General features: G+C 38.9%; 13 protein-coding genes. 9 read left to right on the top strand and 4 right to left on the bottom strand.

Annotated features, from left to right (window positions below; genetic code table 11):
- Positions 1-53: 53 nt before the first annotated feature.
- The 3 genes from ABD930_RS07300 (at position 54) to ABD930_RS07290 (ending at position 2,614) form a co-directional block, all read left to right on the top strand.
- On the top strand, positions 54-839 hold the full coding sequence (locus ABD930_RS07300) for a PhzF family phenazine biosynthesis protein (RefSeq protein WP_345231074.1): 786 nt from the start codon (positions 54-56) through the stop codon (positions 837-839).
- Between the two features lie 29 nt (positions 840-868).
- The gene (locus ABD930_RS07295) at positions 869-1,255 is read left to right on the top strand and encodes a RidA family protein (RefSeq protein WP_345231073.1); all 387 of its coding nucleotides are present in this window, start codon (positions 869-871) and stop codon (positions 1,253-1,255) included.
- 531 nt (positions 1,256-1,786) lie between these two features.
- Positions 1,787-2,614: an RteC domain-containing protein gene (locus ABD930_RS07290; RefSeq protein WP_345231072.1), complete on the top strand. Its 828-nt coding sequence runs from the start codon at positions 1,787-1,789 to the stop codon at positions 2,612-2,614.
- Between the two features lie 160 nt (positions 2,615-2,774).
- Here ABD930_RS07290 and ABD930_RS07285 read toward each other — a convergent pair whose 3' ends face one another.
- The 4 genes from ABD930_RS07285 to ABD930_RS07270 all read right to left on the bottom strand — a co-directional run bounded on the left by ABD930_RS07285 (position 2,775) and on the right by ABD930_RS07270 (position 7,910).
- Positions 2,775-4,859: a type IA DNA topoisomerase gene (locus ABD930_RS07285; protein ID WP_345231071.1), complete on the bottom strand. Its 2,085-nt coding sequence runs from the start codon at positions 4,857-4,859 to the stop codon at positions 2,775-2,777.
- 103 nt (positions 4,860-4,962) lie between these two features.
- Positions 4,963-6,402 (bottom strand): DUF4099 domain-containing protein, encoded by a 1,440-nt coding sequence (locus tag ABD930_RS07280; RefSeq protein WP_098195171.1) that lies wholly within the window; start codon positions 6,400-6,402, stop codon positions 4,963-4,965.
- Positions 6,403-6,489: 87 nt separating this feature from the next.
- A complete protein-coding gene (locus ABD930_RS07275; protein WP_013632691.1) occupies positions 6,490-6,798 on the bottom strand; it encodes a helix-turn-helix domain-containing protein in 309 nt (102 codons plus the stop codon).
- A 263-nt stretch (positions 6,799-7,061) separates the two neighbouring features.
- Positions 7,062-7,910, bottom strand: a complete 849-nt coding sequence (locus tag ABD930_RS07270) for an RteC domain-containing protein (protein WP_345231070.1) — start codon at positions 7,908-7,910, stop codon at positions 7,062-7,064.
- Positions 7,911-8,326: 416 nt separating this feature from the next.
- Here ABD930_RS07270 and ABD930_RS07265 point away from each other — a divergent pair, with 416 nt between their 5' ends.
- Genes ABD930_RS07265 through ABD930_RS07240 form a run of 6 tightly spaced genes read left to right on the top strand, consistent with a single transcriptional unit; the run spans position 8,327 to position 17,260 of the window.
- Positions 8,327-10,135 (top strand): type I restriction-modification system subunit M, encoded by a 1,809-nt coding sequence (locus ABD930_RS07265; protein ID WP_345231069.1) that lies wholly within the window; start codon positions 8,327-8,329, stop codon positions 10,133-10,135.
- A 1-nt stretch (position 10,136) separates the two neighbouring features.
- The gene (locus tag ABD930_RS07260) at positions 10,137-11,558 is read left to right on the top strand and encodes a restriction endonuclease subunit S (protein WP_345231068.1); all 1,422 of its coding nucleotides are present in this window, start codon (positions 10,137-10,139) and stop codon (positions 11,556-11,558) included.
- The gene (locus tag ABD930_RS07255; protein ID WP_345231067.1) at positions 11,555-11,908 is read left to right on the top strand and encodes a hypothetical protein; all 354 of its coding nucleotides are present in this window, start codon (positions 11,555-11,557) and stop codon (positions 11,906-11,908) included. The genes ABD930_RS07260 and ABD930_RS07255 overlap by 4 nt, the downstream gene beginning before the upstream one ends.
- Positions 11,909-14,908, top strand: a complete 3,000-nt coding sequence (locus ABD930_RS07250; protein ID WP_345231066.1) for a type I restriction endonuclease subunit R — start codon at positions 11,909-11,911, stop codon at positions 14,906-14,908.
- A 34-nt stretch (positions 14,909-14,942) separates the two neighbouring features.
- Positions 14,943-16,124, top strand: coding sequence for a hypothetical protein (locus ABD930_RS07245; RefSeq protein WP_345231065.1), 1,182 nt, complete (start codon positions 14,943-14,945; stop codon positions 16,122-16,124).
- Positions 16,124-17,260, top strand: coding sequence for a hypothetical protein (locus ABD930_RS07240; protein ID WP_345231064.1), 1,137 nt, complete (start codon positions 16,124-16,126; stop codon positions 17,258-17,260). The genes ABD930_RS07245 and ABD930_RS07240 overlap by 1 nt, the downstream gene beginning before the upstream one ends.
- The last annotated feature ends 97 nt before the right edge of the window (positions 17,261-17,357 follow it).

The raw sequence follows: 17,357 nt of genomic DNA, 5'->3' as shown, positions 1-17,357 counted from the left end.
TGTATTCAGCCCTATATGAGAGGATTATTTATAACAACAAATAAAATAAGAAAATGAAATTAACACTTTATCAAGTAGATGCCTTTGCGGACAAAGTGTTTAAAGGCAATCCCGCCGCAGTTTGCCCATTAACAGAATGGTTGGCAGATGATGAGCTATTGAGTATAGCAAAAGAAAACAATCTTTCAGAAACCGCATACTATGTAATCAAAGAAAACGTGGTAGAAATACGTTGGTTCACACCAGTCGTTGAAATAGAACTGTGCGGACACGCTACACTTGCGACAGCTTACGTACTACACCATTTCGAAAATTTTCAGCAGGATACCATCAACTTCTTTTCCCCACTAAGTGGTAATTTATCCGTAGCCGTTCAGCAGGGCAAATTTATACTCGACTTTCCGGCAAATCAAATTACTCAAACAGCATTGACCGATGAACTTTTAGCGACAACCAACAAAAAGCCGATGCTTGCATTTAAAGGAACTACAAAATATATGTTGGTATTTCCACGGCAGGAAGATATTGAAACAATAGAACCCAATTTGCCATTGATAGCAGGTTTAGACACAGGTGGAATTATTGTAACAGCAAAAGGAAAAAACCACGATTTTGTCTCCCGATTTTTTGCTCCCGCACTTGGTGTAAATGAAGACCCTGTTACGGGTTCAGCACATACTGTCCTTACACCATTTTGGGCAAATGAACTCAATAAAACCGAATTAAAAGCTTTTCAACTTTCCGAACGAGGCGGGGAATTGGATTGCCGCTTATTGGGCGACAGAGTAGAATTAGGGGGCAAAGCAGTACTCTATATGAAAGGGGAAATATTTATCTAATTAAACGAACTTTAATAACAACCATAATTATGGCAACATTTATTTCTTCCCAAGCACAAGACAGTGCAGGAAACAAAATCCCATACAGCCCAACAGTAAAAGCGGGCAATCTTGTTTTCATTTCGGGGCAAGTGGGTATCAATCCCCAAACGGCAAAACTCGTTGATACTTCATTTGAAGCAGAACTTCGGCAGGTTATGCAAAATCTCAGAACACGGTTAGACGAAAATGGACTTGAATTTGACGATTTGGTTAGTACCATTATCTATCTAAAGGATATAGATAACTATGGATTGGTAAATAAAATCTACGGCGAATACTTCAAAGAAAAATACCCAAGCAGAACCTGTATCGGAGTAAATGATCTGCCTGCAAAAGCATCTGTGGAAATATCGGGTATAGCGGAAAGACGTTAGCTGTAAGTAGTGCTTGTGGTTATTCAGCGTTACCGACTATGCCCAAGAATGCGAATGTTCTAACGGTAGAGTTTAAATCAATTATTAAGCCTGCAAGTACAGACAAACTAATTGCTATCGATAAAGTATTGCAGGTGGGCAATTAACCATTTGTGAGGGCTATGTCTACGGCAGTAACGAAGAAAAATTAATAGCAAAAATGACTGCAACAATGATAACGGTACAACATTAATACAGTTTAATGGCTATACAGTATTATCGCTTAACCTTATTTCAATGTCAAAAGTACTCTATATAAAGAGTATTAGTATTGGTGGCAAATGCTATTTATGTAGCCTATGGAGTTATGCTTGATGTACCGCCGATTTACATCGGTTGTGCAATTGCTGTAATTCTACATTCATACGGGATATACATGGCAATGAATGAAAAACAAAAGGATGACATCCAGTACCAAAGAAGTCACTAACGTTTACTGTATAACCTAAATTTAACAAGTATAGGCTTTGCATTTTTCAATCCGAGTAAATAATGAATAGATTTTACAATGAGACATTATCTAAACTGGAAACAGCAATCAATGAATTAGAAATTGAAGCCGATTGCTCCATACAACGTATGGAAGCGGTTATACATCTCATTCTCGAATGCCTGTCCGAAGTAAAAGAACATGTTCTGAAAAGAGGATTTAAGAACATCGAAGAAGAAATCAGATTTTTTAAATATCAGAAACCCGTAATCCTGTCAAAACTCATTTACTACAACGCCATTTACAAAATCGAGACAAAGAAACCCTATGGTGCAAAGCCCATAAGGAAATACCTCAACAAAGAACTGAAAAAGCTAAAGAGGTTCTTTGACAACAACCTTGATTTTTACAAGTATTACCGTAGCAATAACTCGCTCCTTGACGAGAAATATTTTGTTCGTGGCAGGCATGATATAAAGCTGTGGTTGGATACCTATTATTTCCAGTCCGACCAGTCCTTTTCAACCTCTCACGACTACAAGGTCGCCAAGATAATAGCCAACGATTTGATACAGGTCTACATCGAAGACCAGTTGTATCACAAATTCAAAAAAAATAAATCGAAAGCCCAAAAGAAGCTGAAATGGACAGGTAGCAAAGTGGCGTTGATAGAACTGATTTATGCCCTGCATTCCCAAAATTTGTTTGACAACGGGAACAATGATATAAGGGAAGTAGCCCAATATTTTGAAAGTGCCTTTGGCATTGACTTGGGCAATTTCTATCAGACCTATTTGGAGCTGAGAAACCGGAAGATGAACCGTACTAAATTCCTTGATGCGCTTCGGGAGGAACTTATACGGAGAATGGACGAGCAGGATGAAAAGTAGGCTTTGGGCGTGCCACCGTCTGCATTTTATCCCCATGCCCAGGCTATCGAAAAAATGCAGACGGGTCGGGCTATCCGCTATATCTTTTGCGGATCTGCGAGGACCGCAAAAGGATGTCGCTTCTATCCCTCACGCTGTATGCCGTCCAAAAAAAAAACATTTATTTCCTTTTTGGTTTCCTGTTGTCAAACTCAAAGGAGGTTTCGGCTTTATCGTTCATGACGATATAGGCATTGAATTTATTGCCCGAATTGCTTTTCATGCCTTTGATAAGGCTGGTCTTTCCTTTGGTCACAAGGCTTTCTATGTCGGCAACGCTCAACGGCACTCCGCACACGGTACGGAATTGAAGCCAGTTGCAAGCCTCATCGGGGCATTTTACAACCTTGTTCCAAACCAATAGCTGACGGGTCTTGCATTTGGGGCAGGTCAGTTCGGGTTGCTTTTCATGGACAATGCCCGTGTCCAAAAGTTCCCGTGTAATGGAAGTGGCATAGGTTTCCATTTCACGCTGAAAAGCGCCTGCATCCGCCTCGTTGTTTTCGATTTTCTGCAATGCCATTTCCCATTCGGCGGTCATGGCTACATCAGCAATCTTTTTGCCCTGTACTGCCCCGTAAACCTGCAATCCCTTATGGGTAGGGATTAGGGATTTCTTTTCACGCCGAATGTAATCCCTCTTAAAAAGTGTTTCTATAATAGAGGCTCTTGTGGCAGGTGTACCGATACCGATGTCTTTTAGGGCTTTCCGTTCGTCCTCGTTATGGGTTTCCTTTCCGGCATTCTCCATTGCGGACAACAGACCTGCCTCGGTGTAAAGCACGGGCGGTTTGGTTTTCTTTTCCAGTACGGATGCCTCTTTGATTTTCAGCTCATCGCCGACCTTTAATTCCGGCAGTTCCTGCAAAGGCTCGCTGTCCTCATCTGTAAATTTTTCTTTGATGCCACGCCAGCCGGCTTCGAGGATTTTACACCCTTTCAATGTGAAGTCATAGTGCAGAGCCTGCAACCCGATGTCGGTTATTTCTTTGGTACAGGCAGGCGAAAGGGCTTCCAGTAGGCGGTGCGCAATCATATCATAGATAACGTTTTCGTGTGCCGTTAATTCGGACGGGATTTTTTCGGTAATCAGCAGACCGTGGTGGTCTGTGACCTTTACGTCATTCACGATGCGTTTATTGAAACGCCCCCATTTCACTTTTCCGACCGCTTTTTTGCAGGAAGCCCGTGCTTCCAAATTCCTTACAAGTGCAGGGATTTCCGACCACATATCTTCGGGGATGTACTTGCTCCCTGTACGGGGGTAGGTGATAAACTTCTTTTCATACAGGCTTTGGGCAATGTTCAATGTTTCCTCGGCAGTATAGGATGCTCTTTTATTGGCTTCTTTCTGTAATCCCGTAAGGTCGAACAGCAAAGGCGGTTGCTCCGTAGCTGTTTTGGTTTCCACTGCCGTAACGGTTGCTGTTCCGTTACGCTGAATGGCTTTCAGCGTATCGTCAGCAAGTTTCCTGTCATCCCATTTGGTCTTTGAAAGGCTCTTAAAGTCTGTAAATTCTTTACGGTGTTCCAACTGGATTTGAAAGTATTTTTTGACGGCAAAATCCCTGTTTTCCAAATACCGCTTGCAGATAAGGGCAAGCGTTGGCGTTTGTACTCTACCAAGCGAGTAAACGCCACGCCCTGCCGAAATGCTCAACGCCTGCGAGGCATTGATACCGACAAGCCAGTCGGCTTTGCTCCGCCCTTGTCCGGCACGGTACAGCCCGTCAAATTCGTTTCCGGCTTTTAGGTTGTCAAAACCCTGTTTAATTGCCTTTTCCGTGAGTGAGCTTATCCATAGACGTTCAAAGGGTTTCCGGCACTTTAGGTATTCATAGATGTACCTAAAGATGAGTTCCCCCTCACGTCCGGCATCGGTGGCCACGATAATGCTATCGCATCTACCGATGACCTGTTCGATAATCTTCAACTGTTTTAACGCTCCACTATCGGGAACATAGCTTTTGTCCTTTTTTATCTTGCGTACCGTAAGTATAAAAGGGTCGGGCAATATGGGCAGGGCTTCACGTTGGAAGCCCGACACCCCGTAATCTTCGGGCATCGCCAGTCCGACCAAATGACCTAATGCCCACGTAACTTCATAGCCGTTCCCTGCGAGGTAGCCATCCCGTTTTTCGGTCGCTCCCAACAGGGTAGCTATTTCCCTCGCCACACTTGGCTTTTCTGCAATGATTGCTTTCATGATGCTATCTATATTTATGGATTATTTATTGGACATTTCTCTTTGAGAAACCCCTCGTATTCTGTGAAAGGGGATTTCCAAAGAAAAATGTTTTTTGATGGTGTTATCTTCTTACCCCTCTGGATTTAGCCGGACGGTTGGGGTCATTCTGCCGTTGCTGTTGTGCGTTATTTTTCGGCTTTTGTTGCTCCGGTTTCAGAGGCTCGTTGATGTGCTTGGTTGCTTCGTTGGTTTTCCCCTTGGAGTTCACGGCAACCTGTGTTTTGTGCGTTTCGGCAGGCTGTGCCTTATTTTTCAGCGCATTGGGATTTTTAAAGCTGAAATCATACCCCCCTGTTTCTTTGTTCAGCGTAACGTAGCCTTTATAGGCGTTTCCCTGCCCATCTTTGAAATCCGAAATATAAAGGGTCTTGCCCTCGGTGAGTTGTTTGTACTGTTCATCGGAGAACGTTTTGCCACGATAGTATTTCGGGTCGTTTTCCTGTGCCTGTTTGGGGGCTTTATCACCAAAGAGAAACTCCGTATATTTTTTGTCGGCGTTGAACTGCACATGGGCATTTTTGTTCGTACTGTTCTTAAAATCCAACCCCTCTAAATAAATGGCTTTCCCATCTTTCAAATCCAGTTTTTGGTCTTCGGTCAACTTTACGCCCTTAATCTCATCGGGTACTTTTATCCTGTCCTGCCGGAATGCGATAACCTCGTTCGTTAGGTGGTCGATACTGATAATGGACGGTATCTTTTCGCCTGTTTTGCGGTTGGTCAGTTCCACCACACGCCCCATGTTTCCGGTTTTGAGCAGGTTTTCCCTGTCCTCTTTGGTAAATTCGTGACCAAAGAAAGGGGCTTTGAGGTTGGGTTCATGGCGTACACCGTACATCATAAGTACAGGCTTTCCGTCTTCACCGTCTTGGAAACCGAGCCTTGCATCCGAGCGCATGATAACCGCACCGAAATTGACACTTGTGGGATATACCTTATTGGTCTTATAGCCCTTTAACAGCAAATCCAACTGTCCGTCTTTTTCGAGCCTCTCTTTGTTTATTCCGAATTGTGCTAAATAATTCCAGTCCACATCTTCCGCCTTATAGCGGTATTCGCTTTTTTCTTGTGCTTGTGTTTCCTGTGTCGCTTTTGGTGCTTCCACATCCTTTTTGGTTTCCTGTTGTTGCTCTTTTGGCTCTTTGACCTCATGCTTTGCCATAACAGCCTCGCCCTCTTTGGTTGGGGCATCGACCTGTTTCTGCATTTCTTTGGCGGTTTCGACCGCTTCCTTTGCAGGTACTTTAAAGAATGAAAAGTGGGTCGGGTCTTTTAGCTGTCGCCAAAAGTTGGAGAAGAAATTTGTAAACAAATCTCCTGCTCTGTCAACACGCATAAATTGGCTTTGGTTTTTCTTGTTGGCATCAACGGTTTTCAGATTGCCGTTTTCGTCAACACCCGTGACGGCTTGGATTTTCTTTTTTTCCTTGTCCATCACCAACAGCACATCCGAAAGCTGTTCGGGATATTGCTGTGGATTTTCATTTGTCTGTTCGCTCATGATATTGATTTTTTAAAGTTTACAATTTCCGAAAGTAGGCGAAGCAGGTACGGCTATGCCGTACCCGTCTTTTCGTGGTAGGGTTTGTCATCGGTTTTCTTTTGTACGCCGTATGGGGGCTTTGAAACTTTCCCTAATGAATTGGTGTACGTCCGATAGTTTGTAATACAGCTTTCCGCTGATGGTATAATATGGTAGCTTGCCCGTGGAGCGGTATCGTTGCAGGGAGCGGTGGCTGATTTTCAGCATAAGGAGCAGGTCTTGGTTGTCCAGTAATTCCTCACCGTCTATACTGTGGCGTTCTTTCTTGATGTTTAGGACGTACTCTTTCAAAATATCGAAACGCTCCATTATACGTTCCATCCATGCGATAAATTCCATTCTGTCGATGTTCATAACAAATACTTTTAATGATTTCTAACACCACAAAATTGGAGCGATTGGCGCAGGCTGTCTTCCGATACGTGTCTATCAAAAAGGCACTTTTTTATTTTTTTTACAATTCATGTAAAGTGCCGTTTTTAGGGTCTTTCCGAACTTTTGGTCATTCGGTCGGCATCCAAATCAATGGATTTGCCGATAGACACATATAGGCAAACGGGCAAAAAAAGACAGCAACGATTGATGCTGTCCTTTTTGAAGGAAATAGAAGACGAAAATTATAGGTTGTCTTCCCTGTCCATATATTCCTCTAAGCTGTATTTGAGTTGGTCTAAAAACAACGTCCGTGAGCCTGCACGGGTCTTCATCCGGTGGAAGCTGTTATGTATGTCGTTCAGCGAGATACGAAAAAGGATTTGGAATACCATGCTAATTTTTCGGATGCCTATTTTCCCGTGCGAAATGGCATCGCAGGCATAGAGCGCATAAATCAATTCGATAAGGGCATTTTTGGTCTGTGTCCAAAAGAAGTCTTTTGTTTCCTCGTGTTGTAGCAGTACATCGGGATTTTGTTCGGGGTTTAGCTTTGTCGTCAGATAGTTATAGATTAATTCGTTGGCTATCATTTTCGCTACTTTATAATCAAAGTAGGTAGAAAATTTGGTGTCGATTTCAAAAACGAAGCTGTTTAATCCATCATAGCAGTTGATGTTGCCAAGTGTAAAATATTGCTCGTCACGGTCAGTTCTGCCGGAACGGTAGTAGCGGTAAAAATCGGAATTGCAGACATGCTCTGTGTATTCCTGTTTGAGCTCACGCAGGTGCATAGCAAAATAGCCTTCGTAGATACTTCCACTACTTGCAGGGCATGCACTTTCAATCCTGAACACCTTGTTGTAATAGATGAGTTTGCCCAGAACTGTGGGCTTTATCTGTTTAAAGAAAAGAATTTCGTCTTCCTTTGTAGTAAATCCCTCGTTTATTATATCTTCTTTCACGTCTCCGAGAAGTTCTTTAAGGTATACCGTCATCTTGTAAGCTTCGTCTATAAAGCTTGAAGCCTCCACAGAAAACTTACGTTCCTGTTTCTGTATGTCGGAGACGATTTTGTGTAATAGGTGTCTCATAATAATGGTTTAAAATGAAGCCAATATGCCTTTCCAAATTTTACGATTAGTATTGAGCTTTTTTCATGAGACAGGACGAAGTTGGGAAAGATTTTTTGTATTTACATACACATTGTAAAGAATAAGTAATCTGCAACTAAAGGATTTCCTATTAATACATTCCATATAAAAGGTTCTCAATCTTTTATATAAAATGTTAGGACTCCAATGTTTGGATTACTGTCTTTTCCACATCAGCAATCAAAGAAAAACGCAACAAAACGTCGTTTGGGTGAAAAAGCTAGTGTTTTGCACCAAATGAGTATCTTTTGAATACTTTTATTCATTAAATTTGGCAGAAAGGTTTTATTAATTATAAATAATACCTATTAGTGTGCCAAATAGTGGTACAGACCTTAAATAATAAAAAAAATAATATGAGCTTAGATACGCAGAGGTTGCAACCCATTATCAATTTTATTTGGACAGTTGCAGATGATGTATTGATTAATAAATACTTGGAAAATCAGTATCAAGATGTGATACTGCCAATGACTGTTCTACGAAGATTAGATTTGGCGTTAGAGCCAACCAAAGAAACAGTTCTAAAAACTTATAATGAGTTTAGAGGAAAACTAGACAATCTATCAGGACTGTTGACCTCCGCTCAACATGGTTCTGGGCTGGCGTTTTATAATACGTCACCATATACCATGAAAAAGTTATTAGACGATCCTCGGAACATTGATGCCAATTTCTTGGATTATCTCAATGGCTTTTCAGAAAATGTACAGGACATTATTTCAAAGTTTAAGTTTCGCCACCAATTAGAAACATTTGAGCGAACAAATATCACCTTCTCCTTAATAGAGAAGTTTTGCAACCCTAAAGTAGAGTTAAGCCCCGACAAGATTTCGCCTATGGCAATGGGATACATGTTTGAGGACTTGATACGTAGGTTCAATGAAAAAACAAATGCTGCTGCTGGGCGACATTTTACACCAAGAGAAATTATCGAACTCATGACGCACTTGGTGTATCTTCCAGTTAAAGATAAAATTCAGCAAGGAACATTCTTGGTTTACGATCCGTGTGCGGGTTCAGGTGCCATGCTTACACAATCTAAGCACTTTGCAACAAATCCCGAAGGCGAAATAAAATCCAAAGCCTCCTTCCACTTGTACGGGCAGGAAAATACCGGCGAGATGTATGCTACCTGTAAATCGGATATGTTGCTTAAAAACGAAGACCCCGATAAAATAAAGTTTGGTTCTACCCTGAGTGAATATGGTTTTGATCCTGAATTGAAGTTCAACTTTATGTTGACCAATCCGCCGTATGGAACATCGTGGAAACAAGATATTGATAATCTAAACGTAGGAACTGGTAAAAAAATCGAGATAAAGGATCGCCGCTTTAACCTAAAAATCAAAAATTTTAAAGGTGAGTTGGAAGAAAAATGTTTGACATCCCGCAGCAACGACGGGCAATTGATGTTTATGCTCCATATGCTTTCTAAAATGAAAGACCCGAAAGACGGTGGTAGCCGTATTGCTTCCGTTCACAATGGTTCGGCTTTGTTTACAGGAGATGCTGGAAGCAGCGAAAGCGGTGTTCGACAATACATACTGGAAAATGATTTGTTGGAATGCATCATTCAGTTGCCCAATGATATGTTTTACAATACGGGCATCACCACCTACATCTGGTTGCTGACTAATGTGAAAGAAGAGCGTAGAAAAGGCAAAGTGCAATTGATCAATGCTTCTTCAGAAGAATTTTATCAGAAAATGCGAAAGAACTTGGGTGATAAACGTGTAGAGTTTAAACCTGAGCATATTCAATTGATACAAGATATGTACTTTGCTTTTGAGGAAAACGAGTACAGTAAAATTTTTGATAATGAGGATTTTGGCTTCTACCAAATCACGGTACACCAACCCGAAAAAGACGAAAACAGTAAAATAATAACTGACAGCAAAGGCAAGCCTAAAAGTGATAATAGCTTAAAAGACACAGAAAATGTGCCCATGAAAGAAAGCATTGCCGATTATTTCAAAAGAGAAGTTCTTCCCTTTGCTCCCGATGCTTGGTATGACAAGACGAAAATGAAAGTGGGTTATGAAATTCCCTTTTCAAAGCATTTTTATCAATATATACCGCTAAGAAACTTAGAAACAATCGCTCAAGAAATTTTCGATATAGAAAAAGAAACAGACGGCTTACTTAAAGAAATTGTAGAATAATATGGCCAAGAAAAATTACCCTGCATATCGAGATTCTGGCATTGATTGGTTAGCTCATATTCCTGAACTGTGGCAAATTAAAAGGGCAAAATGGGTTTTTCGTGAAGTAGATTTTCGCTCTGAAACTGGCAATGAAGAATTACTCTCTGTTTCTGAACATTTTGGTGTAATAAAAAGAAAGAATGCCAATGTAAATATGTTTAAAGCGGCTTCCTACATTGGTTATAAGCTATGCAATCCAGGAGACCTTGTGATTAACTCCCTATGGGCTTGGAGTAGAGGCCTTGGGTTTTCAAAATATCACGGAATAGTAAGTACGGCTTACGGAGTTTATAGACCTAATCAAAATGAGGTTGGCGACTATCAATATTTCCATTATCTGCTTAGAACAAAAATGTATGTTGGTCAATATGCGATTCGGTCAAAGGGAATTTGGATTTCTAGACTTCAATTGTCTGATAAAAATTTTCTTGATATTCCAATTTTAATTCCTCCAAAACAAGAACAAACCGCCATTGCCCGCTTTTTAGATTACAAACTGGCTAAAATCAACCGCTTTATTCACAAAAAAAAGCAACTTATAAAACTACTCAACGAGCAAAAAACCGCCATCACCAACCAAGCCGTTACTAAGGGCTTAAACCCTGATGTGAAAATGAAAGACAACGGTATTGAGTGGTTGGGAGAAATTCCGGAGCATTGGGAAGTGAGGAAGTTGAAGTATGTTGCAAACTGTTTTCCGAGTAATATAGATAAGCATTCAAATGAAGATGAAAAGCAAGTAAGGTTATGTAATTATACGGACGTTTATAAAAACGACTACATAACCGATTCAATGGACTTAATGTTGGCTACAGCAACAGATGAGCAAATTGCAAAATTCACATTATTACAGGGTGATGTCATTATTACTAAAGATTCTGAAACAGCAAATGACATTGCCGTTCCTGCTTATGTAAAAGAGCCATTAACAGATGTGGTATGTGGTTATCATTTGAGTGTTCTTCGACCCTATGAAACGCTTTATGGTGAGTTCCTTTTTAGAGCTTTGCAGTGCAAAGAAATCAATATTCAATTTGAAGTTCGATCTAATGGAGTTACAAGAGTTGGATTGGGTGTTTACGATTTAAAAAATGCCAAAATTCCCGTGCCACCAATTAATGAACAAACCAAAATAGTGGAATTTATATCGAAGGAGACATCTACTATTTACAGCACCATTTCCAAAATAGAAAAAGAAATCGCTTTGGTCGAAGAGTACAAAACAGCCTTAATAACCGAGGCTGTAACGGGTAAAATTGATGTACGTGCCTACGAATTTCCAGAGACTGAAACCGAAGACGAGGGATACGAAGAATTGGAAGAAGAACTAGCGCTGGCGGCAGAAGAAAGTGAAGATTATCAAACGGAAGAAATGCAATGAGTGCTCTCGCAGATATAAAATTTTTAGGATGGATAATAGAAAAGCTCTCATTGTATAAAGAAAAAGAGCGTGAGAAAACTAATGAAGCAATTAGTGCTATTCATTTCGCTTGGTCAAGAACTTATGACTATTTAAGAAATAATGATGGAGACTATATACCAAATCAAGAGTTGTCAGATTGTTGGAATGATGCTGCGCGATGCACTCGATTAATCGACCCTGATTTAGCTACCCAACTTCAAGATAAGTCAAGGTTTTGGATCCACCCAAATTTACCACGACAAAGACGTATCATTATGCTCAATGAGATCACAGATGAACTTGAGCGTTTAAACAAAAAGTTTGAATAAATGGGGAAACAAACAGATACTACAGAAAAAGGTTTAGAAGCTCATATTTCACAGTTTTTAGTAAGTGAAAATGGCTATCTACTTCGTAGCAATACGCTCTACGATAATGTAGCCTGCTTGGATAAAGAATTGCTGTTTCAGTTTTTGGAAACTACGCAACCAAAGGCTGTTGCTAAACTTAAAGCCTATCACAAAGAGCTATACGAACAAAAAATCGTAAAACGCCTCAACGACCAAATTCAGGCAAAAGGCGTGATTGAAGTGCTTCGTAAAGGAATTACCGATGGATTTACCGATACCAAACTGCATTTATTTTACGACAGACCGGTGTCGGGTTACAATAATAAAACAGAAATATTATATCGAGCCAATCAATTTTCTGTGATGCGGCAAGTCTATTTTTCGCCCAACAACACGAAGTCTTTGGATATGGTAGTTTTTATCAATGGTATTCCCGTGATTTCTTTTGAGCTGAAAAATGAGCTTACCAAACAAAATGTGCAACACGCCATTCGGCAGTACAAACAAGACCGCGATCCTAAAGAAGAATTATTCCGTTTGGGTAGGCTCATTGTAAACTTTGCAGCCGATACCGAAGAAGTGTGGATGTGTACGCAGTTGAAAAAAGAAAAATCATATTTTCTACCGTTCAATAAAGGTTATAACAATGGTGCGGGAAATCCACCTAATGGTGCCATAAAAACAGATTATCTCTGGAAAGAAGTTTTGACCAAAAATGGTTTGACCGATATTATCCAAAATTTTTGCCAGCTCATTACCGAAGAAAAGGAATACCTAGACGACAAAGGGAAAATCCGTACACGTAAAGAGAAGAAACTAATTTTTCCTCGTTATCACCAGTTAGCAGCGGTACGTATGCTTCTGGCAGATGCCAAAAATGTGGGCGCAGGGCATAAATATTTAATACAGCATTCAGCAGGTTCGGGCAAATCCAATTCTATTGCGTGGTTGGCACATCAGTTGGTGGGTTTGCACGATAAATCTGGTGAAAATATCATTTTCGATACGGTCATCGTGGTTACCGACCGTCGGGTTTTGGATGCACAGATACGAAGCAATATCAAGCAATTTCAACAAGTGGCCGGCGTGGTCGAGGCCATCACCGAAGGCAGTAAGCAGTTGAAACAGGCATTGGAAGAAGGTAAAAAGATCATTATTACCACCATCCAGAAATTCCCACATATTGTCGAAGAAATTGGCGAGCTTCCGGGACATCATTTTGCTATTATCATTGACGAAGCTCATAGTAGTTTGAGCGGGCAAATGGCACGGAAATTAAATCAAGCTATTGCCAAAACAGAGGATATGGAAAGTGATCCTGAAACCGAAGATGGTGAAACCATTACGTCAGAGGATTTAATTACAGACCTGATCAAATCAAGGAAGCTGTTGCCTAATGCCAGTTATTTCGCTTTTACGGCTACGCCTAAAAATAAAACACTGGAGTTATTTGGTGTTTCTTATGTCGAGGGAGATAAAACCAAATTCAGGGCGTTTCATTTGTATTCCATGAAACAAGCTATTGAAGAAGGTTTTATTATGGATGTATTGCAAAACTACACCACCTACCAAAGTTATTACGCCCTGTTGAAACGTATCGAAGACGATCCGGAATACGACAAGTTAAAGGCGCAGAAAAAGCTGAAACACTATGTAGAAAGTCATGAGCATGCGGTGAAGAAAAAGACAGTTTTAATTGTAGATCATTTTCTTGATGAAGTCATTAAAAAAAGAAAAATTGGTGGATTGGCTAAGGCAATGCTTGTAACCAGTTCCAGAGCAAATGCGGTAAAGTTTAAAAAGGCTTTTGATGATTATTTACTGAAAATCAACAGTCCTTATAAAGCAATTGTTGCTTTTTCGGGAGAAATCGACGGAGAAACCGAAGCTAGCTTAAACGGATTTTCAAGTGCCAATATTCCTAGTGAATTTGAAAAGAGCGATTATCGCTTTTTGATTGTGGCTAATAAATACCAGACAGGTTTTGACCAGCCACTGTTACACACCATGTATGTAGATAAGAAATTAGGTGGAGTGAATGCGGTACAAACCCTATCCCGATTAAACAGAAGTCATCCATTGAAGAAGGATACGTTTGTTTTGGATTTTGCCAATAAAGCAGAAGATATAGAAAAGGCATTTATGCCGTATTTTGAAAGTACAATATTAGGCGATGCAACCGACCCGAACAAACTTTTCGACCTACGTGATGCTTTGGATAATTTCCAAGTTTATAGTCAGGAACAAGTTTATGAGTTTTCGGAAAATATATTGGCTAATGTACCGGTAGACCAGCTTCATGCAATTTTAGATAATAGCACAGAGGTATTCCGCAATGTATTAGCAGAAGATGAACAAGCGGATTTCAGAGCAAAAGTCAAGACCTATGTGCGTCTTTATATTTTCCTATCGCAGATTGTTCCGTTTGAAAATCCGTATTTAGAACGTTTGTACATCTATCTCAATCATTTGCAGAATAAATTAGGAGGTGATACGCCTATTGATTTAGCGCAAGGTATTCTTGATAATATTGACATGGATAGTTACCGTTTGCAGCTAGAAGCTACAACGAATATCGTTATGGAGCAAGGCGATGATTTAAAGCCTATTCCAACAGATATGCGTGGTGGAAATTCCGAGCCAGAGATCGATCGCTTATCGAATATCCTGCAAACTTTTAACGACCGATACGGAACCCAGTTCGAAGACGCCGATAAGGTGCGCCAAATGGCAGAAAACATTGCCAATGACGTAGCGAAAAATCAAGAATTGATAACCTCTATCCAATACTCCGACGAGCAAAATGCCAGGATTACAAGCGATAAGATTGTTGGTGAAGAGTTATTAAAACACATCACTACCAATTTTGATTTATACAAACTCTATTCTGATAGCAAGGAGTTCAAAGAGGATTTTTCTGCGATGATGTTCGGCGTTGTTAAAGAATTGATTAATAAAGGAATCAATGTGCAGAAGTAATGCTACAATGTTGATTGCAATGAAATAATTTTTTATGATTGAAATATCAATACCCAAGAACGTTACCATAAGTAAGATCGCTGAGTTATATAATCAATATATAAATACAGGTGACAACTTTTTGGACTTAAATTTAAAACTACCTAGCTCATTTGATAAATATACTTATGGGTTGTTGGGAGATCTATTAAAGTTTGTCATAACATTAAATACGAAGTCCAACATTGAAACAGTAATTTTCGATGATGATGTTGCGAATATAGATAGTTTCTACGACCAAGAATACGCCTATCCTATTGTTTCGTTATTATGGAATACATCGGCATTCATTGACAAGAATAATGTTAACATTAAAAGTAAGTTAAGGGAAAAGCAAAATGAATTCTTTATTAAAATGAATTCATTGTCACGATTGAAAGGTAATAAATACATTTTTACAAATACTGACCATTTGCCACAAAGTAAAGGTTTAATTAGGTTGTTCGAAAATCAAAACGGTTTTAATGATGATGAAAATCAGATTAAACAAAATATACGGAAAATCTTTGATGAGTATATTTTGACTTTCAACAAAAAAAATAAGTATGAGTTTGAGGGAATCCTTGACGATATAGGAGCAATAGTTTATGAATTAACAAAAAACACCTATGAATGGGGAAGAACTGACGAGAATATGATTGAAATTCCTGCGAGTATACGTGGAGTTTACTTTAGATTTCATAAAAACAAAATTGATACTGTTTTAAATGAGTATGTAGATACTCCCATTTATTCTTTTTTTAAGCATCCTTTTGTTAATCAAAATTGCCTAAATGAACTTAATCAGATTTATTATTTGGAGATTTTAGTATTTGATTCTGGAGTAGGTTTTATTGATAAATTTTTTCAGAAAGGAAACAGTACAAATTTAGATATAATTAAAAAGTGTCTTGTTAAAAATCAGACCTCATCGGTTTCAAATCTGAAGTCTAAAAAAGGGATGGGACTCGATAGAATTTTGAATATACTCAATAAAAAAGGTTTTGTGAAAATACAAACTGATAAATATTCTGTTTATAGAGATCTTATAAAAGATATCTACAAACCAATTGATATACAGAAGCTAGATGATTTAAAGCTTGAAGATTGGAACAACAACAATTTTAGCACAAATAATATTGCTAAATCACAAGGGTCTTTCATAAGCATTCTATATCCATTCAAAAGCAATAACTAATGGGGAAATTTTACATATTTAATTCCAATATCGAAGACAAAAAATATAAAAATATAACCGTTGTTTTCAACCCTTCTTCTGAATTGGATTTTGGAATGCTAAAAAGAGAGTTAACAGAACATTTTAGATATTTTCATCAGACGTCAGCATTACTTTTTTTGCACTGTTCGACGACAAGCTCTATTCAACAAGAAGTAGAGAACAAACTTGACGATATTTTCAGAAGTATTCCTAAAGCAGAAGAAAGTTCCCTTCGGGATAGTATTTTTTATGGGTCTTATAATAGACAAGGATTTCGTTTCCCTGGGAGAGAGCTGTTCTTGAAAAACAATATCAAAGAAATTATCAATCAAGGTTTAGCAAACATTTTTGTGCTAAATGGCGGGCTGGTCGAAAGTAGCGGAATCTCCCATCATTATGTATTTCCTTCTGGGAAGCATTCGTCAAAGTTCCTAAGAACAGCAAATGTATTAGTTCAAAAGAGTGAAATCGATTTTATTGGATTGAATATCCTTCATCAATTTAAAAATCAAACGATTAAAAGCATTTATTGTGACACCTTATCGATAAATGTTATTGGGTACTCTGTTAGCCAATATTTAAAACGTTTTGAAAAATCAGCAGATATAAATATTCAGTCTTTTAAGTCTTACGACGGTATATATAATAAGCAGACAGTATTTGATAATGATTCAATTTTTTTAATATCAGCTTCTACCTCAGGTGGACTAGTCCATTATTTAAAAGAGAATCATCCAGAGATAGATTCAAAGAGTATCAGTGTTCTATTTTACCTACCTATTGAAAAAGCTTCAAAATTAGCATTGGAGAATGTTATTTGCAATCTAGAACGTAATGAAAAGCTTAAATATGGTATTGAAACCTTTGACCAATTCAAAAAAGATGAAACATGCTTGTTTTGTAAGAACCAATCTACGGCAATTAAAATTATAGGCGATTCCTTCAGTTTGGAAGAGCCCATAATAAAAGCAAAAAATATTACTACAAAATATATTTCCAAGGATCTTAAGGATTTTGTTGAAATTTTCAAATACAATAAAGAGATAGGTACCTCACTAAAGGTATCGTTTAGTGAGAGGACAATTGACCGAAAGAAGTATAATCTTTATCACTAGTGTCCGGAAAAAAATAAAAAGGAGCAGTAGAAATTAATCAGACTGCTCCGTGATTTATACTTTTGAGTTGCGACAAAAAAGTATGAACAAAAGTAAT

The sequence above is a fragment of the Olivibacter ginsenosidimutans genome (assembly GCF_039542865.1).
Lineage (GTDB): Bacteria > Bacteroidota > Bacteroidia > Sphingobacteriales > Sphingobacteriaceae > Olivibacter > Olivibacter ginsenosidimutans.
The sequence above is the reverse complement of the archived record's forward strand: the minus strand, read 5'-3'. Positions and strand labels throughout refer to the sequence as shown.